Below are 20,310 nucleotides of genomic sequence, written 5' to 3' on the forward strand. Positions count from 1 at the left end.
GCAAAGGACCGGGCGGTGCTCGGCACCGGGGGCGGGCACGGCGCCGGACCCGCCCCCGGGAAGTGCCGGTGTCCCCTCAACTCACGCCGAGTGCCGTGTCGTCGAGGACGAACGACGTCTGCAGGGTGGAGCCCTCCGTCCCGGTGAACCTGACACCGACCGTCTGGCCGGCGTACGTGGTGCCGAGGTTGAAGGTCCGCTGGGTGAAGCCCGAGGCCGCGTTCAGGTTCGAGTACGTGGCGAGGGTGGCCAGCACGGTGCCGGAGCTGTTGACGACCTGGGCCTTGAGGGTGTCGTACGCGGTGCTCGTGGTCGTCTCGGCCGTGTCGACGTGGAGGTAGAAGCTCAGGGTGGCGGAGCAGCCCGAGGGGATCGTGACCGACTGGGAGAGCGTGTCGGTGTCGGCCGAGCCGTAGCCGTTCAGCCAGGCCTTGTACGAGCCCGTACGGGCCGCCTCGCCGGAGCTGTTGGTGATCACGCCGCTGGTCGCGGTCCAGGACGTCGCGCCGGACTCGAAGCCCTGGTTGGCGAGCAGTTGGGCGGCCGTGCAGGTCCCGCCGCCTCCACCGCCGCCACCGCTGCTGGTGCCGGCGAGCCAGTCGGTGGCGTTGAGGGCGAGTGCGGCGTTGGTGGCGCCGGTGTCGTTCCAGCCGTCGTACAGCGTGTTGCCGGACTGGCCGGTGCCGTCGTCGATCGGTGAACTGTCGCCCCAGAAGGCGACCTTGCCGCTGCCGAAGGTACTGGTGGCGAAGAACGCGCCGGTGTTCCCGGAATATCCGGTGCGGTACAGCAGGCCCTTGACGGCCGCGTTGTCGGCGGGCTTGAGGGTGACGGTCGTCCCGCTCGCGATGAGGCTCTTGGTGACGGTGCCGTGCGCGCCGTGCAGGATCGCGTTGGTGCTGTCGCTGATCGCGGCGGGGTGGTCCGAGCCGATGCTCAGCGAGTCGATGGCGAAGCCGAACGGATCGGTGCTGTCGACGCTGTTGTCGCTCATCAGGTCGTTGAGGACCTCGACCGCGTCGTAGCCGTCGTTGTTGCGGTCGGCGCCGGTGTGGTCGGAGATCATGAACAGGCCGCCGCCGTTCTTGACGAACGTCATGATGGCGGTCTTCTCGGCGGCGGTGAAGAGCGTGTTGGGTTCGGGCAGGACCAGTTCGTCGAAGTTCGACAGGTCGGTCGCGGCCGTGCCGCCGTAGGTGAGGCTCGATCCCGAAGGCAGCGTCTTGAGGCTGTAGTCGCCCGTCTTCTGCAGGGCGACACCCCACGAGGACAGGGCGCCGGTCCAGTCGGTCTCGGCGGACGGGGTGGAGTCCTGTCCGAGCGGGTCGGGCTGGCTGGTGGAGATGATCCAGTCGGCGTTGCCCGCGGTCTCGGCGTGGCCGTTGTCGAACAGGACGCGGTGGGGGGTGGCCGCGTGGGCGGGGGTGACGGTCGCCGCCTGGACGGCGGCGCCCGTGACGAGCAGTCCGAACACGGCGAGTGCCGTGGTGATGCGGGGGGATCTTCCGAGTCCGAGCATCCTGCAAACCTCCGTCGGGGTGGGGAGAGGCCGTGCGGGCGCCAAGTCTGCGCGCGTAGAACGGTAGTTGGCCGCTCCTGGCGCGACAAGAATTTGAACGGTGCATGACCAAAATATGGGTCGCCGGGGGCATCGGCCGCTCTGTGACACGGCGTCCGGTCGGGAGCGGACTGGCGCGCGCTCGCAGACGGCAGATACATGACTGCGAGAGACCGAGCTGGAGGGCGGAGATGGAGATCTCAGGCATCATCAGTGCCATCGTCATCGGCATACCGGGCCGGCTCGTCGTGCCGGGCCGGCAGCGCATCGGCGTCCTGCTGACGATCGTGGTCGGCATCGTGGCCGCGTTCATCGGGTCGGGCGTGGCCGCCGCGTTCGATGTCGCCGACACCAAGGGCGTCGACTGGATCGAGTGGCTCATCCAGATCGGCCTCGCGGCCGTGGGCGTCGCGGCCCTGGACCGGACGCGGGCGCGCCGCTGAACAGGCGCCACCGACACGACAGGAGCCCGTACGAGCGGTCCCGGCCGACCGAGGACCGGCCGCCGTGACCGCTCGTGCGGGCTCGCGTCAATTCCGTTGCGGAGCGCTCCGTCGTGCGGCTACGTTCTGCGGGCCTCCCACCCGAACGCCCGACACCCCGGAGCGACCTTGCCGCCACGCATCACCCCGTTGACCGATCCCGAACCCGCGGCGTCGAGCCGGCGGCTCGCCTGGCTGGCCTCGGACGCCGAAGGTGTGCCGCTGGGCTCGGCGTTCGTCCGGTTGTTCACCGGGGAGGGCCAGCGGCACCTCGCCGAGCTGGAGATCGCCGTGCACCCCGCCGAGCGGCGCCAGGGCGTGGGCGGTGCCCTCCTGGACGCCGTGACGGCGGCGGCACGGGCCGAGGGACGGCGGTCACTGGTCGCCCAGGCCACGACCGGCTCCCCCGGTGACCTGTTCCTCGCCGCACAGGGCTTCCGCAGGATGCTGGCGCTGACGTACGCGCGGCTCCCGCTGCCGGACCTCGACCTCACGCACGTCGACGGGATCGCCGAGCGCCCGCATCCGGGATACGAGTTGACGCACTGGGACGGTGTGGTGCCGCCCGCGCTCGCGGCCGGCTTCGCCCGGTCGCGGCGGGCCATGGACGACATGCCGATGGAGGAGACCGACTACGGGACCGTCGCCTGGGACGTGGACCGGGTCGTGGCCGTCGCCGAGGCCGTCCTCAAGCGCGGCGAGGCGCTGCAGACGGTGGCGGTGCTGGACCGCGCGGACGGCTCGGTCGTCGGGTTCTCGGAGCTCGTGGTGCCCGGGGACGGCCGGGGCGACGCGCAGCACTACGGGACGGGTGTCCTGCCCGAGCACCGGGGCCACGGTCTCGGCCTGTGGATGAAGGCGGAGTCGATCCGGCTGGCCCGTGAGCGGTATCCGGAGCTGTCGGGCCTGCTCACGGACACGGCCGACAGCAACGCGCCCATGCTCGCGATCAACGACGCCCTCGGTTACCGGCCGACGCACCGGGCCGTGGAGTACCAGCGGGATCTCTGAGGTGCTCCCGGGCCAGCCGCGTGAGTGACTCGGGGTCCGTGAGGTGGCGTGCCCCGGTGTGAGAGACCTGCCCGGGTCAGGCCGCCGCCCTGAGTGCGGCGAGGCCGTCCCGGCTCGACGCGTGGCGGGGCGTCCAGCCCAGCTCACGCTCCGCCTTCGCCGAGGAGGCCCGCAGCGTCGTGCGCATCATCACGTGCGCGTACGCCAGGGGCCGCATCGTCCACAGCGGTACGGTCATCGGTTTCGGCAGGCCGAACTCCTCGGCCACGGCCCGGACATGGGCGGCGAAACCGAGCGGGGTCCGGTCGGTGACGTTGTACGCCTCCCCCGCGCGGCCGTGGTCCACCGCGGCGGCCACCGCTCGTGCCGCGTCGGCCAGGTCGACCCACGGCAGCACCCGGCCGTGGTCGTCGGCCACGGGGAGCTGCCGCCGGCGCAGCATGGGCAGCAGGGCGTCCGTGCCGCCGGCGCCGTAGAAGAGGCCGAAGCGGAGGGCGATGCCCTCCATGTCGGGCGCACCGAAGGTGAGTCGCTCCTTGATGCGCATGGCGGCGACGTGCTGTTCCAGCGCGGGGGTGGTTCCTGGAGGACCGAAGGGATCGTCCTCGGTGAGGACGTGGTCTCCGTGATCGCCGTATCCGTAGCCGAAGACCATCGACTCGGCGATGATCCGGCGGGCGCCGGCGGCCCGGGCGGCCTCGACGAGGTGGGCGGTGCCGTCGACGCGCAGGGTGTCGGTGGCTCGCATGTCGCGGTGGCGCAGGGGCGCCTTGCTCAGGGCGGTCGCGGCCAGGACCACGGTGTCGTAGTGCCGGCCGTCGACGGCGCGCAGCGTCGCCTCGCGGTCCAGGACGTCGGCGCGGAGATCGTTGGCCGGGCCCCGGCCGAGGCCGGTGACCGTGTGGCCCGCTTCGGTCAGGGCGCGCCTGATGTGCCGGCCGAGGACGCCGCTCGCGCCGGCCAGGAGGATGTTCTGGTTCGTGGTCATGCCGGTGCGACGGACCGTGGGGGCCGGGATGTGACATCGGCGCCCGGCCGCTCGGCGCAGCGCGCCGGGTGTCACCCCTCGTAGACGTACGGTGTCGTCGTGGTGAGTGGCTGGAAGCCGAGCCGGGCGAGAACGGGGCGGCTCTGGCTGGAGGCGTCGACCTGGACGTAGCGGTAGCCGCGGTCCGCCGCGACGCGCGCGCGGTGGGCGACCAGGGCGCGGTAGATGCCGCGGCCGCGCCATGCCTCGACGGTGCCGCCGCCCCACAGTCCGGCGAACCGTGCTCCGGGCAGGAGTTCCATCCGGGCCGCGCTGACGGGGACGTCGCCGGCGAGGGCCACGACGGCGACCACGGTGTCCGCGTCGCCGGTGAGCTGGGCGAGCAGCTGGTGGCGCAGGCGGGTGCCGTCCGTGCCGAAGGCCTGTTGGTGGACCTCGGCCACGAGGTCGACTCCGGCCCGGTCGGTGACGGGCAACAGCCTTACGCCCTCAGGTGGTTCGGCGTCGAGGGTCAGATCGCCCAGCTCGGCGATCATCAGTGTCTCCTCGGGCTGGGCGGTGAAGCCCGCGGCCTGCAACCGTCGGCCGAGGTCCTCCGGCCGGTCGTGTCCGTACAGCTTCCACTCGAACTCCCGGCCGAGGTCCGTGAAGTGGCGTATCTGTTCGGCGATGGCCGCGTCGGCGTTCGGGCCGTCGAGGTCGGACCAGATCACCCCGTTCCATCCGCCCTCGGCCCCGACCTGGCGCACCACGCGCCCGGCGCGCTCGATCCGGGCGCCCGGCGCGTCGGGGCGTGCCGTCTCCCGCATGTCCCGGTCGAACAGGGCAAGTACCGCTACGTGATCCATGGGCTCACTCCAGCACCCCGGGACGTCCGGGGCAACGGAGATTGCGGGGCCGTGGCGGGAAGCCCGGCCTCCGCCGCGTGGTTCGGGACGGATACGTCGGCGCCCGGCCGGACCCCTCGTCGGGTTCCGCCCGGGCGCCGGCCCGCGTGGGCCGGGATCAGCCGGTGGCGGTCAGTTCCTGGTGCGGTGCGGTGCTCGGGGGTGTCGTCCTCACGCGGCGCAGGCCGGTCAGGCTGACGAACACGAGGGAGAAGACGCCGGCGGCGGCGAAGGCGGTGAAGCCGGCGGTCGTCGAGCCGCTGGCGAGGAGTTGGCCGCCGAGCCAGGGGCCGAAGACGGCGCCGAAGCGGCCCATGCCGGAGGTCCAGCCGACCGCGGTGGCACGGTTGTCGTCCTCGGAGCGGTGCGCCACCGTCGCGTAGATCATCGCCTGGGCGCTGAAGAGGAACAGGCCGGTCAGGAAGACGACGGTGTAAGTGAGGGGCAGCGGCATCTTGACGCTCAGCGAGTAGATGCCGACGGCGGTGGCGCCGAACCAGATGGCGGAGATGAGCGAGCCGCCGAAGCGGTCGGTGAGCCGGCCGCCGATCAGCATGCCGACGATGCCGCCGAGGTTGATGACGATGACGAAGCCGATGGAGGAGCCGAGGTTGTAGCCGTTGGCCTTCATCAGGGAGGGCAGCCACTGCGAGACGCCGTAGACGAGGAGGAGGCCGCCGAAGGAGGCGAGCCAGAAGAACAGGGTCTCGACCCACTGGCCGCCGCGGAAGAGGGCGGTGAGGGCGCTGAAGCGGTCGGCGGTGGCCTGGCGTTGGCTGTCGCGGGCGGCGAGGTCGACGCCGTAGCGGTCGGCGAGCGCGCGGGCCTCCTCGGTGCGGCCCTTGGCCTGGAGGAAGGCCATCGACTCGGGCAGGAACCTGACGGCCAACGGGACGCCGACGAACAGCGGTATCACACAGATCCAGAACGAGACCCGCCAGTCGCCCGTCCCGAGCGCGACGAATCCGGCGACGATGCCGCCTGCCTGGTGGGCCGTCATCAGGGAGCCCACGATCAGGGCGCGGTGACCTCGCGGGGCGTACTCGGTGACCATGGTGATCGCGCTGGGCAGCAGGCCGCCGAGGCCGAGACCGGCGAGGAAGCGGCCCAGGCTGAAGACGCCCAGGCCGGACGCCGAGGCGCAGACGGCGGAGGCCAGGGAGAACACCGCGGTCGACGCGACGATCGTCTTCTTGCGGCCGACCCAGTCGCTGACGGTGCCGGAGGACAGGGCGCCGATCAGCATGCCGAAGGTGGCGTAGGAGCCGACGTCGCCGGCCTTGCCGGGGTCGATGCCGAGCGCCTTCGTCTCCAGCATGTGCGGCAGCACGGAGCCGTAGATGAACATGTCGAGGCCGTCGAAGAGGACGACCAGCCAGCAGAGGCCGACGACCAGTGCGGCCATTCTGCTGCCGCCGCGCGCGGGCAGGGCGAGGGAGGAGGACATCGTTGTTTCCTCTCGTCCAGGAGGTGTGGGCCCTGGAAGGGGATCGGGGATGCGGGTCGGCGCGGCTCGTGCGGCTGACCCGGCGATGCGCTAGACGCTAGGGAGTGGACCCCAGAGTGTCAACGCTTTTGTCAACAATCCACGCGGGAATCAGGCCACCGCCGTGACGGTGCCATGACGAGCTGAGGGGCAGATGAAAAGGGCACGGGCGGCACACGGTTCGGTGCCGCCCGTACGCCCGTACTGGCTTGTTCTGGTCGCTCAAACGATCGGTCGGCGCCCGGCTGCCCCGAGCCGGGCCATGGACGATCACCGAGCCGCGCGTGATCACCGGTCAGTGGACGACCGCCGGTGCGGGCGGGCCGCGATCAGCCGATGGGCGGCGTTCCGTGGGTGTGGAAGGACTCGATGGTCTTCAGCCCCCAGGCCTGGCCCTTCTTCCGCTCGTTCTCGGTCCAGGTGACCAGCGGCCAGTCGGGGGCGAGGACGAGACGGGTGAGCGGGTTGCACAACTCGACGCGGTTGCCGCCGGGTTCGTACACGTAGAGGAAGAACGTCTGCTGGATGGCGTGCTTGTGCGGGCCCGTCTCGATGAACACGCCGGTGTCGAGGGCGAGATCGGCGGCGCGCAGGATGTCCTCGCGGGTGTCGGTGGCGAAGGCGATGTGGTGCAGCCGGCCGTTCGAGCCCGTCCAGTCCTCCGTGTAGACGACGTCGTACGACTTGTTGCTGAACGTCAGCCACTGTGCGGCGATCCTGCCGCTGTCGAGCTGGATCTGTTCGGTCGGTCGGGCTCCGAGCGCGTCCCGCACGAAGTCGCCGCTGGCCGCCACGTCGGCGGCGAGGAAGTTGACGTGGTCCAGGCGTCGCACGCCGACCCCGTGGCCGGGCTTGGCCTGGGGCTGGTTCTTCAGCCCCGGCTTCAGATGGTCCGGCGCGCGGTACCACTCGCTCTCCCAGTACAGGGCGAGTTCGTGGCCGTCGGGGTCGGTGGTGACGTAGACGGGGCCGATGCCCGGTTCGTCATCGGTCCAGCGGCCCCCGCGCCCGGTGCTCTCGATCTCCTTGACCCGGCGCTGGAGGGCCTCCTCGCTGGAGGCGCGCAGGGCGGTGCGGCGGATGCCCGAGGTGGAGTGGGCGGTGAGGGTCAGACTGTGGTGCTCGTAGTCGTCCCAGGTCCGCAGATGGACGGAGTCGCCGGAGCGGCCGTTCTCGGTCAGGCCGAGGTAGTCGGTGAAGAACCGGACGCTGGCGTCCAGGTCGGGGGTGAGCAGTTCAACGTGCCCGAGGTGGGCGATGTCGCCGAGCGGCGGGGCCATGGGGCCTCCTCAGGGTTGGTGTGCGGCTCCGGCAGGCCGGGGGAAGACCGTGCCGTCGAAGATCTTGCGTGCGGTGCGGACGACCGCGGTGCGCCGGGCCTCGGGGACACCTCCGGGGCCGTACGCGAGTCCGGACTCGATGTCGAGGTATCCGGTCGGGTGCTCGATCCGCAGCCGGTCCCCGTGCTCGGGCAGCCGGGCCACGGTTTCGCCGACCCCGCCCTCCACGCGCAGGCCCGCGGCGACGCTCGCGGCACCGAGGACGCCGATGGAGGTGTGGCAGCGCACCGGGATGAAGGTGCGGGTGGTGACGGCTCCCCCGGCGCGCGGCGGCGCCAGCAGCGTCACCTTGGGCACGGTGGCGTTCTCGACGTCCCCGAGGCCCATCAGCTTGCCCGCCTCCAGGCGGATCTCGCGGAGCCGGTCGGCCAGGGCGAGATCCTCCTCCAGGTCCTTGGGGGTCTCGTACCCGGTGACGTCCAGCGAGGAGGCGGTGACCAGCACGGTGGGCATCCCGTTGTCCACACAGGTCACGGCGATCCCGGCGACGGTGTCGCGGGCGTGTCCGGTGGGCAGCAACGGGCCGCTCCCCCGCGGGAATTCGACGATCACAGGGGCTGCGGTCCCCGGCACCCCGGAGATCTCGGCCGAGCCCGTGTAGAGGACGCGCCCGTCCTCGGTGGGGAAGCTCACGACCGCCAGGTCACCGGAGTTGAGCATGCGGATCCGGACGGAGGTGCGCCCCTCCTCCCCCGGTTCGACGAGTCCGCGCTCGACGGCGAAGGGTCCGACGCCCGCGAGGAGGTTGCCACAGTTCTGACGGTCCGACACCTCCGCCCGTTCGACGCCTACTTGGAGGAACAGGTAGTCGATGTCGGCGGCGGGGTCGGCGGACACCGAGACGACGGCCACCTTGCTGGTCAGCGGGTGCGCGCCGCCGAGGCCGTCGATCTGGCGCGGGTCGGGGCTGCCCATCACGCGCAGCAGCAGGTCGTCGCGCTCCGCCGGTTCCGCGGGGAGGTCCCCGGCCAGGAAGTAGGCGCCCTTGGAGGTGCCGCCGCGCAGGAGCATGCAGCGCAGTTCCTCGGGTCCGCTCACGGCGCGGCTCCGTCCCGGACGTACGCGTCGTAGGACGTGTAGGTGACGCCGAGGCGGGCCAGGGTGTCGCGCAACCCGTACCGGTCCAGGCCGAGTTCGCCTTCCTGGAAGGCGGCGCGGGCCAGTGCCTCCTTGCGTTCGCGGGCCTCGGAGGCCTCGGCGGTACGGCGGGCGTCCGCACGGGGTACGCACACCACGCCGTCGTCGTCGGCGAGGATCACGTCGCCGGGCCTGACGACCTGACCGCCGAGGACGACCGGGACGTTGACGGATCCGCCGGTCGCCTTCACCGTGCCCTGCGGGCTGACCGCGGCGGCCCAGACGGGGAAGCCCATCGCGCGCAGTTCCCCGGTGTCGCGGACGCCGGCGTCGATGACCAGGCCGCGTACGCCGCGCCGTTGGAGCGCGGTGGCGAACAGTTCGCCGAACATGCCGTCCGTGGAGGGGGACGTGGTGGTGACGACGAGGACATCGCCCTCGCCGCACTGCTCCACCGCTGCGTGGATCATGAGGTTGTCGCCGGGCCACGAGAGCACGGTGACCGCTGTGCCGGCGATGCGGGTGCCCTGCTGGACGGGGCGCAGCCGGGTGCCGAGCAGGCCGGTGCGACCCATCGCCTCGTGCACGGTGGCGGTACCGTACGCGGCGATCGCCCCGACGTCCTTCGGATCCGCCTTCGGTGGGCCGGTGACGATCACGCCGCTCATGCCAGCTCCTTCGCGATCTGCGGGTAGGGACGCATGTACGCCTCGGCCATGGTCCGGTGGGCGAGGCCCAGGTTGGGGCCGGCGTTGCGCTTGAGCTGCACCCCCCGGCGTACCGCGAGGTCGGTGTAGTACTCCCACAGGTGCTGCTGCGCGCCGAGGCACTCCATCGCCCGCCGCTTGGTCTCCCACACCTCGGTGATGTCGAGCAGCACTTCGGGGCGGAAGCCGCTCATCTCGGGCTGGTGGGGTTCGAAGTAGAAGACGGGCGGTGCGCCGATGATCTCGCCCTCGCCGGGGTACCCGATGGCCTGGGCGAGGACGCGCGCCTCCAGCGCCATGCGGTTGGCCGCCGGGTGGTCGCCGTTGTACGGGTCCTCGGTGGGGTGGGTGAGCACGACGTCCGGCTGGGTCGCGCGGTAGACCGCCACCAGACGGTCGGTGAGTTCGGCGGTCGGGGTCAGCGGATAGTCGCCCGCGTCGAAGAAGCGGACCTCGGCGCCGAGGGTGGCGGCGGCCTTCTCCGCCTCTTCGCGGCGTATCGCCTTGATCTCGTCGAGCTTCTTGCCGGCGCGCCACGCCTTGGCGGACTCACCGCGCTCGCCGAAGGTCAGGCAGGCGATGGTGACCTTCTCGCCCCGGGAGCCGGCCAGCGCGACGGCGCCGCCGGCCCGCCAGACGAAGTCTCCGGCGTGCGCGGTGACGACCAGGGTCGACCGTGCGGGGGGTGCCCCGCGACCGGGTGGGGCCGAGGGTTCGGGGGAGGCGGGCGCGTCGCCGTGCGTCATGGCAGAGATCTCCTTGGTGGACAGGTGCGTGCCCGCCTCGGATGTCCGTCGTGCCGCGCGTCGCCGCGCGGGACGTCAGTCGCGCAGCGCTTCGATCACGCTGCCGAGGTGGGCGCGGACGGCCGCTTCGGCCGCCTGCGGGTCCCTGGCGCTGATCGCCTCGATCATGGCCAGGTGCTCACTCAGGGACTGCTGCGCGCGTCCGGGACGCAGCGCCAACTGGAAGCGATGGCGCACCAGTTGGGCGTTGAGCCGCTCCAAGAGCTCGACGGCCGTCCGCTGGCCGGAGAACTCCCTGATCCGGGCGTGTACTTCGTGGTTCAGCTCGGAGTAGGTCACGGGTTCGCCGTCGGCGACCGCCTTGGACATCGCCGCGCCCAGCTCGGCCAGTTCGGCCAGCTGGTCGTCGGTCGCCGCGACGGCCGCCTTGGCCGCGCAGAGTCCCTCGAGTGCCATCCGGCATTCGGTGATGGCGACCGCCTCCTCGACGGTCACGACCCGGACCCGCGATCCGCGGTTGCGGATGCGCTCGACCAGTCCCTCCGACTCCAGCTCGATCAACGCCGCCCGGGTGCTGGCCCGGGTGACGCCGAACTGCTCGGCGAGTTCGTTCTCCACCAGCCGCTGGGCCGGTGCCATCTCTCCGCGCAGAATCGCCTGCCGCAGCTGCACCAACGCGTGCTGCTTGGCCTGCTCGCCGGTGCCTGGACGGGCTTCCTTCTGCATTGCGCCCTCCCTGAGTGAGTGCCTGTCGAACGTAAATCTAGACCAACAAGATTGTCAACAATTTTGTTCGGCATGTTGCCGACATGCCTCACCCGGCACCCGGCACCCGGCACCCGGCACCCGGGCCGCGACTTCCGACGGTCCCGCCCGGACACGGCGGATGGCCGGAGCCCCCGCACTGCGGGCACTCCGGCCGTCCGTGCCCGTGATGCTCCTCGACGGCGAGGCGGAGGTGGTGGTCGACTGCGAGGTGACCCGCACGTTCACCGAGACCGGCCGGACCGCCGAACACCTCTCGGACGAGGGCCGGATGGGCCGCGCGTTCCGCGGCCGGACCCGCTCCACTGAGCAGCGCAAACGTCTCGTACGGTGGCTGTCGGCGGCCTCGGGCGACAGGTCCGGACGGTCGCCGGACACCCGCCCGCGAGCGTTCACGGGCGGGACCGTCCGCTCCCTCTCGCGAAAGGCCTCCCCTGGTGCCGGTCGACCCCCCGCGCGGACTCTCTCGTACGACGGCGGTCGGTGCCGCCCGCTCACGGCCGTGCACCCTCGTCGTCTGCCGGGGGTGCTGCTGCGGCGACCCGCGCAAGTTCCCGGACATCGACCACGCCCGGCAGCTCGCACGGCTGCGGGCCGGAGCGGAGGCCTCGGGTGGGCGGTTCACCGTGCGCACGACGGACTGCCTCGGCCCCTGCGACCAGGCGAACGTCGTCGTGGTGCAGCCCTCGTCGGCGGGACGTCGTGGCGGTGGCCGCCCGACCTGGGTGGGCTTCGCCACGGACGACGGCTGTACGGACGACCTGCTGGCCTGGGCGGCCGCGGGCGGACCCGGGATGGCCGAGCCGCCGGCCGCGCTGGAGCTGCAGTTCGTCAGCGCTCCACGCGCCGAGCGAACCCGCAGGCGGCGCTGAGCGGTTGTCCGCCCGCGGATGCGCGACGGGCTCCGGCCCTCAACCCCCTTCATCTGTCGTTCGGTTGGCATGAGCCAGTCATGGGCGAACTGCTCTTCAGGGCGGGGGCGTCGCCTGCGCGACGCCCCCGCTTTCACTCACCGGGCCGCGACCCCCGTCGAGGGCACCGGACCCGGCGCCGGCGCCAGACCCGTGGGCCGGGTCGTGAAGACCCCCCGGCCCTGGGTCCGGCTGCGCAACCGGGTCGCGTAGCCGAAGAGTTCGGCCAGCGGCACGGTGGCGGTGAGCACCGCCGTGCCTCCGCGGGTGAGCGAGCCCGTGACCCGGCCGCGGCGCGCTGCGAGGTCGCCGAGAACTCCGCCGACCGCGTCCTCGGGCACGGTGACCGTGACCTCGACCACCGGTTCCAGCAGCTGCATTGCACAGGCGCGCAGTGCCTCACGGAGTCCGAGCCGGCCTGCCGTACGGAACGCCATCTCCGACGAGTCCTTGGCATGGGTCGCCCCGTCGGTGAGCGTGACGCGCAGTCCGGTCACCGGGTGACCGCCGAGGGGACCCTCGGCGAGCGCGTCCCGGCAGCCGGCCTCCACCGCACGGACGTACTCCTGCGGCACCCGTCCACCGACCACGGCGGAACGGAACACGAAGCACGCCCCGCTCCCTTCGGCGCCGTCCGCGGCAGTGGTCCCGAGCGGCTCGACATCGAGCACGACCTGGGCGAACTGCCCCGCGCCGCCGTCCTGTTTGACGTGCCGGTACACCAGACCGGACACCCCTCGGGCCACCGTCTCGCGGTAGGAGACGCGCGGCCGCCCGACGGCGACGTCCAGCCCGTGAGAGCGCCGGACCTTCTCCACCGCGACCTCCAGGTGCAGTTCGCCCATGCCCGACAGCAGTGTCTGACCGGTTTCCGCGTCGGTGCGGACGACCAGCGAGGGGTCCTCCTCGACCAGCCGGGTCAGGGCCGCCACCAGACGGCCGGTCTCGGTGTTCCTGCGCGCCTCGACCGCCACGGACACGACGGGTTCCGCGACCGCGGGCGGTTCGAGGAGCAGCGGCGCCGCCGGATCGCAGAGTGTCGCCCCGGCGCGGGCGGACTTCGGCCCGATCACCGCGACGATGTCACCGGCCACCGCGCGCTCCAGTTCCGCGTAGCGGTCGGCGCGGACCCGCAGGATCCGTCCGACGCGCTCGGTGCGTCCCGTGCCCACGTCCGTCACCGCCTGTCCCTTCTCCACCGTGCCCGCGTAGACCCGCAGGTACGTCATCCGTCCGGTCGCCGTGGCGTTCACCTTGAACACCAGCCCGGCGAACGGGGCTTCGGGGTCCGCCGCCCGTTCCTGCTCCACGCCGCCGTGCGTGCCGCGTACGGCCGGCACGTCGAGCGGCGAGGGCAGGTACGCCACCACCGCTTCCAGCAGGGGTTCGATCCCCCGGTTGCGGTACGCCGAGCCGCACAGCACGACGACACCCTCACCGGTCCGGGTCAGGTCGCGCAGCGCGGCGGCCAGGGTCGCGGCGGAGACCGTGGACCGGGTGCAGAACTCCTCCAGAGCCGCCGGGTGGAGGTCCGCCACGGCCTCCTCCAGGAGCCGGCGGCGTCGGTGCGCCTCCTCGGTCAGCGCCCCGGGCACCGGCCCCTCCTCGGCCGTCTCGGCGCCGTCGGCCCACACGTGGGCCCGCATCCGCAGCAGGTCCACCACGCCGGTGAAGGCGTCCTCGGTGCCGATCGGCAACTGGACGACCAGCGGCGCCGGGTGGAGCCGTTCGCGGATCGACGCGACCGCCGTGTCGAGGTCGGCCCCGGCACGGTCCAGCTTGTTCACGAAGGCGATCCTCGGAACGCCGTGCCGGTCGGCCCGCCGCCACACCGACTCGCTCTGCGGTTCCACACCGGCGACGGCGTCGAACACCGCGACGGCGCCGTCGAGGACGCGGAGCGAGCGCTCCACCTCGTCGGAGAAGTCGACGTGGCCCGGGGTGTCGATCAGGTTGATCCGGTGGCCGTTCCAGGCACAGCTGACGGCCGCGGCGAAGATGGTGATGCCGCGGTCGCGTTCCTGGGGGTCGAAGTCGGTGACGGTGGTGCCGTCGTGGACCTCGCCGCGTTGGTGGGTGGTCCCGGTGGCATAGAGGATCCGTTCGGTGACGGTGGTCTTCCCGGCGTCGACGTGGGCGAGGATGCCCAGGTTGCGGACGGCGGTCAGGGAGTCGGTGAGGTGTCGGTGCTGCTGGGTACGCACGGCCCTTGGCCTTTCGGACGATCCGGAGCGGGTCGGCGCGATTCCCGTACGACATGCCTGTGACCAGGCGGTTGAGGGCCCCCGGCCGGCAGCGGTGCGGCGACTGCGCGTGCGGTCGCCGCCGTGCGGGCGGAGGTCAGAAGGTCGTCACGGGCGTCCGGTCCCGGCCGCGCAGCCGGTTCCGGGCTCCCGGAGACACGAGGATCACCTCGAACTGTGACCGGGGAACGACGACAGCGGTGCGGTAACGCATGGCCCGTCTCCCCTCGTCGGTCACGACACGCGGCGCCAGCAGGGCGGCGCGTGATTCCGTGGCGAGTGTAGGGAGTTGGGACACCGCCACGCACCACGATTTCCTGGTACGGCCCTGCCTGTCCGGATCGCCGGCCGGCGCACCGGGCCTCGTGTCCGCCCGCACTCCACCGTCACCGGTCTCCGGCGTGCCGCCTCAAGTGCGGCGCGCGGAGCCCTCGTTCATGCTCGACCCGTCGGGCCGGGTCCGCTCGGGTCCGGGGCCTCGCGATACGTTCGACCCGGCCCGGCCCTCCGGTCGGGCGGCACGTCGTCAACGTCGGGATGGTCATGCGCGAGGAAGCGATCGTCGAGGCAGCCGCCGGAGTGCATCTGGTGCACGGCAGCGACACGAACTGGGTGGTGCTGAGCGAGGGAGAGTCGGTCACCCTGATCGACACGGGGTACCCCGGCGACCGCCAGGAGCTGCTGGCGTCGCTGGCGGCCCTCGGTCACCGGCCGGAGGCCGTGACCGCCGTCCTCGTCACGCACGCGCACACCGACCACCTCGGTTCCGCCGAGTTCCTGAGCGGCACGTTCGGGACACCCGTCCTGCTGCACGAGGAGGAAGTGCCGCACGCGCGGCGCGATTTCCTCCATCAGGTGAGCATCGGCGAGGTGATGCGGCAGGCGTGGCGTCCCGGTGTACTGCCCTGGGCGGTGCGCGCGCTGCGCTCCGGCGGGAAGGCGGACGTCCGCATGGCGAAGCCGGAGGCGTTCCCCGGGACGGGGCCGCTCGATCTGCCCGGCCGCCCCGTTCCGGTGCACACGCCCGGACACACCGCCGGCCACTGCGTCTACCACCTGCCGGACGCGGGTGTCCTGATCTCCGGCGACGCGCTGGTCAGCGGTCATCCGACGTCGCGGACCCCGGGACCGCAGTTGCTGCACGAGATGTTCGACACCGAACGCGCCGCCGCACTCGACTCGCTGCGGCACATCGAGCGACTGGACGCCGACGTCCTGCTGCCGGGGCACGGGCCCGTGCACCGCGGCCCGGTCGGTGAGGCGGCCCGGCGCGCGCGGGAACTCGCCGGCTGACCGGCCGCGCCCGACCCGGCCCCGCGACTCCGCGTTCTGTCGGGGTCCGTTCCGAGCGAGGGGCCGCTATCCGAGTTCCAACGTGGTGACCCCGTGGACGCGTTCCGCCGCGAAGGGCCGCACCGGGCCGGTGTACATGCGGGCCGTCTCGAACGAGAGGGCGAGGCCGAGCTTCTCCACGAGGGCGACGGCCGGGGCGTTGGTCTCGGGCACGTCGATGGCGAGCGTCCTGCCGTCGGCGTCGGCGGCCAGCGCGGCGAAGAGGGCTCGGGCGTCGTCGGCGGTGTCCGCGAACAAGGGGCCGACGCGCAGCGCGTCACGTGCCGGACGGAGCACGGCGTAGCCGGTCGGCCGGCCGTCGTCGGCGCGCCGGACGAAGGTGCGGTGACCGGGTGTGGTCAGCCACGACCCCAGGAACGCCGGCCGGTCGGCGGGGGTGCACGCCCGGTCGTACGCGACGATCGCGGCGTGGTCGGCGGGCCCGGCCGGCCGTACTCCCGGCGACTCCTCACCGGCCGGCACCACACCGCCGAACCGGACGGTGCGGTGGGCGAGTTCGAAACCGGACCTGCGGTAGTTCTCCTGCTGTGCGACCACTCCGTCGAGGCCGACGGTGCGTCCGCCGGCGTGCGCGAGGGCGGCCTTCCAGGTCGCGAGGCCGTAGCCGCGGCCGCGCAGATCGGGGCGGACGAGGTAGAAGCCCAGGAAGGCGTAGTCCGCGCCGTAGTTGACGACCGAGATGGCCGAGACCGTCTCCCCGTCGACCCGCCCGACGAAGAACCCCTCGGGGTCCTGGGCGAAGAAGCTCGCACTGTCGGACAGCCCCGGATTCCATCCCTCGTCCGCCGCCCAGCCGGTGACCACCGTCCAGTCGGCGGGTGAGGCCTGGGCGACGACGAGGCCGTCGGGTCCCGGAGAGGTCATGGAGGCGCTCCAATGCGTGGGGGTCACGGAGTACGCCCGCCGGACGCACGCGCAGCATCCTTGCCGATCTCCGTGCCGATGGCAGCGACGAGCCGCTCGCACGGGACGGGATTCGGCCAGCCCGAAGGACGTGCGGGAAGGCGCCGCCGGGACGGCGGCGGAGCACCCGGGGGAGGACGCGGACGGAGCAATCGGTGGAGAAGACGGACGGAGACAAGGGAGAGGCCCCGCCGGTCACCCGTCCGGTGGGGCCTCCTGTCCGTGATCCCCCGGGTCAGCGCACCGCGGCGGGGCGGAACCGGCGGAACATGACCGCGCCGCCCAGCAGCATGGCCGCGCTCGCCGCGATGGCGGGCAGCGTCCCGTCCGCACCGGTGTGGGCGAGGGTGGCCTCGGAGTCACCCATCGTCCGCAGCTCGCCGGGCACGGCGCGCTCGGGGTGCCCGGGGTGCTCGACGGGCGGGGCGACGGACGGCCTCGGAGCCGGGTTCACGGGCCGCGAGGGCTCGGGCCGCTCGCCCGAGGTGTTGGTGGACTCGTTCCCCACGGAGGCGTTGCCGAGGCCGACCACCGTCACGGAGTTGCCACTCACGTTCACGGGGAGCTGCACCGGCAGCTGCAGACCGTTGCCGGAGAGCAGGCCCGGCGAGTCCTTCGCACCGCCGTGGGCGACCGCGCCGCCCTGGTTCCCACCGACGGCCCCACCCGCGTGGCGCCCGTCGACGTCACCGTGCGCGACCGGTGGGACGCTCCGCCGACTGCCGGAGGAGCGGGTCGCCGCCCCGCCGTCACTCTGGTTGGCGCAGCGGTTGCCGGCGGCCGGGTTGAGCAGACCGACGACGTTCACCGTGTTCCCGCACACGTTCACCGGAACGTGGACCGGGAGCTGGACGGTGTTGCCGGAGATCACCCCGGGCGATCCCGCCGAGGTGCCGTCCGCCGCCGAGTCGGCGTGGGCCGGCATGGTCGCGGCCAGCGCGCCCGAGGCGGCGGCCGCGGCGATCAAACCATTTCGGGTCACCCGTTTCATAGGTTCACTGCCTTCCAGACAAGGTCACGGGCACTCACCCGCACTGCCTAAAACGCACAAGACCCATCCGAGTTATGGCTAAACGGTCTTTCACCCCATCGAGCGTCAGACATATCGAACTGCCACCGTTACCCGTACGAGTTACCGAGTCACGCAGAGTAGGACACGGGGAACGGTCCCGCTCGCCCGGTGGGCCGGACGAGTCCGCCCGGAGGCGTGCCTCCACACCCGCGCCTATCGTGATCCAGGGGGTACGCCGGTCCACCGCAGGGCGACCCTGGAGGCTTGCATGCTGTCCATGCACCAACGCTGCGCGGTCGTGGGAACCGCGACCGCGACGCTGACGCTGCTGGCGGCGGGTCTGCCGACGACGGCGACCGCCGAGGATCCCGACCTGTCCCGGTTCTACCGGCAGAAGGTCACCTGGGCGGCCTGCGAGGGCGAGGGCATGCCCAAGGATCTGCAGTGCGGCAAGGTCACCGTGCCCCTCGACTACGACAAGCCGGACGGCGGGACCCTGGACCTGGCACTGGCCCGCTACCGGGCGACGGGTTCCTCGCGCGGATCGGTGCTGCTGAACTTCGGCGGTCCCGGTGGCGCCGGCATCCCCCAACTCGCACTGGGCGGCAAGGAGTTCATGGGACTGACCAACGGCTACGACGTGGTGACGTTCGACCCGCGCGGGGTCGGCCGGTCCTCGCCGGTCAGCTGCGGCGAGGGGGTCGACGACATATCCCAGGCCACTGACGACAGCGCGGAGGGCACCGACAGCGCCTCGGTGCGCTCGGCGCTCAAGGCGGTGAAGAAGGCCGCCGAGGAGTGCGCACAGCACTCGGGTCCGGTCCTCCCCCACATCGGCACGGTCAACGCCTCCCGGGACATGGACATCATGCGTCAGGCCCTCGGCGACAAGAAGCTCAACTACCTCGGCTTCTCGTACGGGACCCGGCTCGGAGCGGTGTACGCGGCCCAGTTCCCCAAGAAGACGGGCCGAATGGTGCTCGACGGCGTCGACACCCTCACCGAGCCGATCGCCGAGCAGGGACTGACCGGCGCCGAGGGACAGCAGACGGCGCTCGACGACTTCATCACCTGGTGCACGCAGAACATGGCCTGCCCCTTCGGACAGGACGCGCGCAGCGCCCGCGAGCAGGTGGTCCAGCTCGTCGACTCGCTCGACGACGAGCCCGTACCGTCGGACTACGGCCAGGAGTTCTCCGGGCAGGACCTGGTGGGGTCGATCAGCCAGGCCCTGTACAGCAAGGAGATGTGGCCCTCCCTCGAACAGGCACTGAGCCTGCTGGTCCAGGACGGCGACACGCACGGACTCACGCAGCTCTCCGGGGGCGCCTCGCTGCCCGACGTGTCGGCGCCCGTTCGGGAGAAGGACGGGAAGCGGGAGAAGGACGGGAAGCGGGAGAAGGACGGCCGCAGGGAGAACGCCCGGGACAAGCAGAAGCACGGCGGACTCGTGGACGACGAGGAAGTCCCGCTCGACAACCTCCCGGCCGCCCTGATGGCGATCAACTGCGCCGACGACCCCGACCGCCCCGGCGCCGACGAGATCACCCGCGACATGGGCAAGCTGCGCGCGGCCTACGAGGAGGCGTCCCCGGTCTTCGGGCAGTACCGCCTCACCCAGGTGCTGATGTGTTACGGCCGGGCCAAGGGCACCGACTACATCCGCGACGACGTCCGCGACGTGAACACCTCGAAGATGCTGCTCGTCGGCACCCGCGGGGACCCGGCGACCCCGTACCGCTGGACGGAGGAGACCGCCAAGCGGCTCGGCTCGGCGGCGGTCGTGCTCGACAACAAGGGCGAGGGGCACACCGGATACGCCTCCTCGAAGTGCGTGCACCAGAAGGTCGACGACTACCTGCTGTACGGCTCGCTGCCGGACAGCGGCAGTTCCTGCGGCCCGGAGGACACGGACGACTGACGCCCGGCGGCGCCGTGCGGGCGGGGACGGCGCCGGCGGCCCCCTCGCACGGTCCGCGACGCCCCGAACGGCCCAGACGCCTCCCCTGGACTTGACGACCGACCCACTCGGACACCGGGCCCGACACGGACGCATCGGGTACAACCTCTCGTACCCGCCGAAGGTCACACTGGGCAGGCACCGCCCCGACCGGCCCACCGGCCGGTCGGGGCGCACCCGCACCCGCACGTGACCACAGCAGGGGGAACACCACCGATGCGTATCCGACCCGTCCTCGCCGTACCCGCCGTCGCCGCCGCGCTGCTCCTCGCCGCCTCCGGAAGCAGCGCCGTGGCCGCGCCCTCCGGCCCGTCCGGCGCACCGTCCTCGAAAGCCGCCGCACCCGCGAAGTGCACCGCGAAAGCCCTCCGTCTGCGGGCGGAGCGGGCCTCGGACCCACGTGTCCTGCACCTCCGCGTGACCAACCGGTCGACCCGCGCCTGCACGGTCGACCGCATCCCCACCGTCACCTTCGGCGACCTCGACGGCGCCGCCCTGCCGAAGCCCGCCGGGGAGAGCGGTCCGTACCGCCTCGCCGCGGGCCGGACCGCGTACGCGTCCGTGCTGACGATCGCCGACCCGGCCGATCCGGAGGCCCGCCGGGTCCGTTCGGTCACCGTCTCGGCCGACCCCTCGCTCGCCGGCCGGTCCTTCACGGCGCGTGAGCTGGGCGCCGGTGCCACCGTCCGGGTGTGGGAACCCGTGACGACGTGGTGGAAGCCCTCCGTGGCCGCCGCCGACAAGGCACTCGGACTCCGCTGACCCGACGTGCCGGGCGTGCGCGGACGGCCTGTCGAGGTTCAGGAGCTGGGCGACGGCCGTCCAGGCGGTGCGGACGGAGTACTCGACGGTGAAGACGACGTCGTCGGGGACCTCCGCGT

General features: G+C 72.3%; 18 protein-coding genes and 1 pseudogene. 6 read left to right on the plus strand and 13 right to left on the minus strand.

Annotation, left to right across the window (positions count from 1 at the left end; translation table 11 throughout):
• Positions 1 to 76: 76 nt before the first annotated feature.
• A complete protein-coding gene (locus AB0C62_RS36885) occupies positions 77 to 1,519 on the minus strand; it encodes a hydrolase (RefSeq protein WP_362980837.1) in 1,443 nt (480 codons plus the stop codon).
• 230 nt (positions 1,520 to 1,749) lie between these two features.
• Here AB0C62_RS36885 and AB0C62_RS36890 point away from each other — a divergent pair, with 230 nt between their 5' ends.
• Positions 1,750 to 2,001 (plus strand): GlsB/YeaQ/YmgE family stress response membrane protein, encoded by a 252-nt coding sequence (locus tag AB0C62_RS36890; RefSeq protein WP_362980839.1) that lies wholly within the window; start codon positions 1,750 to 1,752, stop codon positions 1,999 to 2,001.
• A gap of 168 nt (positions 2,002 to 2,169) precedes the next feature.
• The gene (locus AB0C62_RS36895; protein ID WP_362980840.1) at positions 2,170 to 3,051 is read left to right on the plus strand and encodes a GNAT family N-acetyltransferase; all 882 of its coding nucleotides are present in this window, start codon (positions 2,170 to 2,172) and stop codon (positions 3,049 to 3,051) included.
• 76 nt (positions 3,052 to 3,127) lie between these two features.
• Here AB0C62_RS36895 and AB0C62_RS36900 read toward each other — a convergent pair whose 3' ends face one another.
• From AB0C62_RS36900 to AB0C62_RS36935, 8 genes are all read right to left on the minus strand, one after another.
• Positions 3,128 to 4,039, minus strand: coding sequence for an NAD(P)-dependent oxidoreductase (locus tag AB0C62_RS36900; protein WP_362980842.1), 912 nt, complete (start codon positions 4,037 to 4,039; stop codon positions 3,128 to 3,130).
• A 71-nt stretch (positions 4,040 to 4,110) separates the two neighbouring features.
• Positions 4,111 to 4,887 (minus strand): GNAT family N-acetyltransferase, encoded by a 777-nt coding sequence (locus AB0C62_RS36905; protein ID WP_362980844.1) that lies wholly within the window; start codon positions 4,885 to 4,887, stop codon positions 4,111 to 4,113.
• Positions 4,888 to 5,044: 157 nt separating this feature from the next.
• Positions 5,045 to 6,373, minus strand: a complete 1,329-nt coding sequence (locus AB0C62_RS36910; protein ID WP_362980846.1) for an MFS transporter — start codon at positions 6,371 to 6,373, stop codon at positions 5,045 to 5,047.
• Positions 6,374 to 6,741: 368 nt separating this feature from the next.
• Positions 6,742 to 7,692: a catechol 2,3-dioxygenase gene (locus AB0C62_RS36915; protein ID WP_362980848.1), complete on the minus strand. Its 951-nt coding sequence runs from the start codon at positions 7,690 to 7,692 to the stop codon at positions 6,742 to 6,744.
• A 9-nt stretch (positions 7,693 to 7,701) separates the two neighbouring features.
• Positions 7,702 to 8,790 (minus strand): 4-oxalomesaconate tautomerase, encoded by a 1,089-nt coding sequence (locus AB0C62_RS36920; RefSeq protein WP_362980850.1) that lies wholly within the window; start codon positions 8,788 to 8,790, stop codon positions 7,702 to 7,704.
• Positions 8,787 to 9,497 carry a 4-carboxy-4-hydroxy-2-oxoadipate aldolase/oxaloacetate decarboxylase gene (locus tag AB0C62_RS36925; protein ID WP_362980852.1) on the minus strand — a complete coding sequence of 237 codons (711 nt, stop codon included), beginning with the start codon at positions 9,495 to 9,497 and terminating at the stop codon, positions 8,787 to 8,789. Before AB0C62_RS36925 ends, AB0C62_RS36920 begins: the two co-directional genes overlap by 4 nt.
• Positions 9,494 to 10,282, minus strand: a complete 789-nt coding sequence (locus AB0C62_RS36930) for a PIG-L deacetylase family protein (protein WP_362980854.1) — start codon at positions 10,280 to 10,282, stop codon at positions 9,494 to 9,496. The genes AB0C62_RS36925 and AB0C62_RS36930 overlap by 4 nt, the downstream gene beginning before the upstream one ends.
• 75 nt (positions 10,283 to 10,357) lie before the next feature.
• The gene (locus AB0C62_RS36935; RefSeq protein WP_362980856.1) at positions 10,358 to 11,008 is read right to left on the minus strand and encodes a GntR family transcriptional regulator; all 651 of its coding nucleotides are present in this window, start codon (positions 11,006 to 11,008) and stop codon (positions 10,358 to 10,360) included.
• Between the two features lie 476 nt (positions 11,009 to 11,484).
• Between AB0C62_RS36935 and AB0C62_RS36940 the strand changes: the two genes are divergently transcribed.
• Complete coding sequence (locus AB0C62_RS36940; protein WP_362980858.1) at positions 11,485 to 11,919, plus strand: (2Fe-2S) ferredoxin domain-containing protein; 435 nt, start codon at positions 11,485 to 11,487, stop codon at positions 11,917 to 11,919.
• 137 nt (positions 11,920 to 12,056) lie between these two features.
• Here AB0C62_RS36940 and fusA read toward each other — a convergent pair whose 3' ends face one another.
• Positions 12,057 to 14,162, minus strand: a complete 2,106-nt coding sequence (fusA, locus tag AB0C62_RS36945; RefSeq protein WP_362980860.1) for an elongation factor G — start codon at positions 14,160 to 14,162, stop codon at positions 12,057 to 12,059.
• Positions 14,163 to 14,744: 582 nt separating this feature from the next.
• Between fusA and AB0C62_RS36950 the strand changes: the two genes are divergently transcribed.
• The gene (locus AB0C62_RS36950) at positions 14,745 to 15,494 is read left to right on the plus strand and encodes an MBL fold metallo-hydrolase (RefSeq protein WP_362980862.1); all 750 of its coding nucleotides are present in this window, start codon (positions 14,745 to 14,747) and stop codon (positions 15,492 to 15,494) included.
• Between the two features lie 66 nt (positions 15,495 to 15,560).
• Here AB0C62_RS36950 and AB0C62_RS36955 read toward each other — a convergent pair whose 3' ends face one another.
• Together AB0C62_RS36955 and AB0C62_RS36960 are read right to left on the minus strand one after the other, a co-directional pair.
• Complete coding sequence (locus tag AB0C62_RS36955) at positions 15,561 to 16,418, minus strand: GNAT family N-acetyltransferase (protein WP_362980864.1); 858 nt, start codon at positions 16,416 to 16,418, stop codon at positions 15,561 to 15,563.
• 274 nt (positions 16,419 to 16,692) lie between these two features.
• Positions 16,693 to 17,448 carry a chaplin gene (locus AB0C62_RS36960; protein WP_362980866.1) on the minus strand — a complete coding sequence of 252 codons (756 nt, stop codon included), beginning with the start codon at positions 17,446 to 17,448 and terminating at the stop codon, positions 16,693 to 16,695.
• A 289-nt stretch (positions 17,449 to 17,737) separates the two neighbouring features.
• On the opposite strand from AB0C62_RS36960, the gene AB0C62_RS36965 reads away from it, so the two are divergent.
• Complete coding sequence (locus tag AB0C62_RS36965) at positions 17,738 to 19,390, plus strand: alpha/beta hydrolase (protein WP_362980868.1); 1,653 nt, start codon at positions 17,738 to 17,740, stop codon at positions 19,388 to 19,390.
• 255 nt (positions 19,391 to 19,645) lie between these two features.
• The gene (locus tag AB0C62_RS36970; RefSeq protein WP_362980870.1) at positions 19,646 to 20,191 is read left to right on the plus strand and encodes a DUF4232 domain-containing protein; all 546 of its coding nucleotides are present in this window, start codon (positions 19,646 to 19,648) and stop codon (positions 20,189 to 20,191) included.
• Between the two features lie 27 nt (positions 20,192 to 20,218).
• Here the strand turns inward: AB0C62_RS36970 and AB0C62_RS36975 are convergent.
• Positions 20,219 to 20,310 (minus strand): annotated as a pseudogene (locus AB0C62_RS36975) (oleate hydratase); the annotation flags it as partial.

It is taken from the genome of Streptomyces sp. NPDC048643, from assembly GCF_040650615.1.
GTDB lineage: Bacteria > Actinomycetota > Actinomycetes > Streptomycetales > Streptomycetaceae > Streptomyces.

What these genes read in the sequence shown, in the direction of transcription:
- AB0C62_RS36910 (WP_362980846.1), bottom strand. Translation starts at nt 6,373, where the DNA reads ATGTCCTCCTCCCTCGCCCTGCCCGCGCGCGGCGGCAGCAGAATGGCC.
- AB0C62_RS36960 (WP_362980866.1), bottom strand. Translation starts at nt 17,448, where the DNA reads ATGAAACGGGTGACCCGAAATGGTTTGATCGCCGCGGCCGCCGCCTCG.
- AB0C62_RS36950 (WP_362980862.1), top strand. Translation starts at nt 14,745, where the DNA reads ATGCGCGAGGAAGCGATCGTCGAGGCAGCCGCCGGAGTGCATCTGGTG.
- AB0C62_RS36955 (WP_362980864.1), bottom strand. Translation starts at nt 16,418, where the DNA reads ATGACCTCTCCGGGACCCGACGGCCTCGTCGTCGCCCAGGCCTCACCC.
- AB0C62_RS36905 (WP_362980844.1), bottom strand. Translation starts at nt 4,887, where the DNA reads ATGGATCACGTAGCGGTACTTGCCCTGTTCGACCGGGACATGCGGGAG.
- AB0C62_RS36885 (WP_362980837.1), bottom strand. Translation starts at nt 1,519, where the DNA reads ATGCTCGGACTCGGAAGATCCCCCCGCATCACCACGGCACTCGCCGTG.
- AB0C62_RS36890 (WP_362980839.1), top strand. Translation starts at nt 1,750, where the DNA reads ATGGAGATCTCAGGCATCATCAGTGCCATCGTCATCGGCATACCGGGC.
- AB0C62_RS36935 (WP_362980856.1), bottom strand. Translation starts at nt 11,008, where the DNA reads ATGCAGAAGGAAGCCCGTCCAGGCACCGGCGAGCAGGCCAAGCAGCAC.
- AB0C62_RS36965 (WP_362980868.1), top strand. Translation starts at nt 17,738, where the DNA reads ATGCTGTCCATGCACCAACGCTGCGCGGTCGTGGGAACCGCGACCGCG.
- AB0C62_RS36930 (WP_362980854.1), bottom strand. Translation starts at nt 10,282, where the DNA reads ATGACGCACGGCGACGCGCCCGCCTCCCCCGAACCCTCGGCCCCACCC.
- AB0C62_RS36925 (WP_362980852.1), bottom strand. Translation starts at nt 9,497, where the DNA reads ATGAGCGGCGTGATCGTCACCGGCCCACCGAAGGCGGATCCGAAGGAC.
- AB0C62_RS36915 (WP_362980848.1), bottom strand. Translation starts at nt 7,692, where the DNA reads ATGGCCCCGCCGCTCGGCGACATCGCCCACCTCGGGCACGTTGAACTG.
- AB0C62_RS36970 (WP_362980870.1), top strand. Translation starts at nt 19,646, where the DNA reads ATGCGTATCCGACCCGTCCTCGCCGTACCCGCCGTCGCCGCCGCGCTG.
- AB0C62_RS36900 (WP_362980842.1), bottom strand. Translation starts at nt 4,039, where the DNA reads ATGACCACGAACCAGAACATCCTCCTGGCCGGCGCGAGCGGCGTCCTC.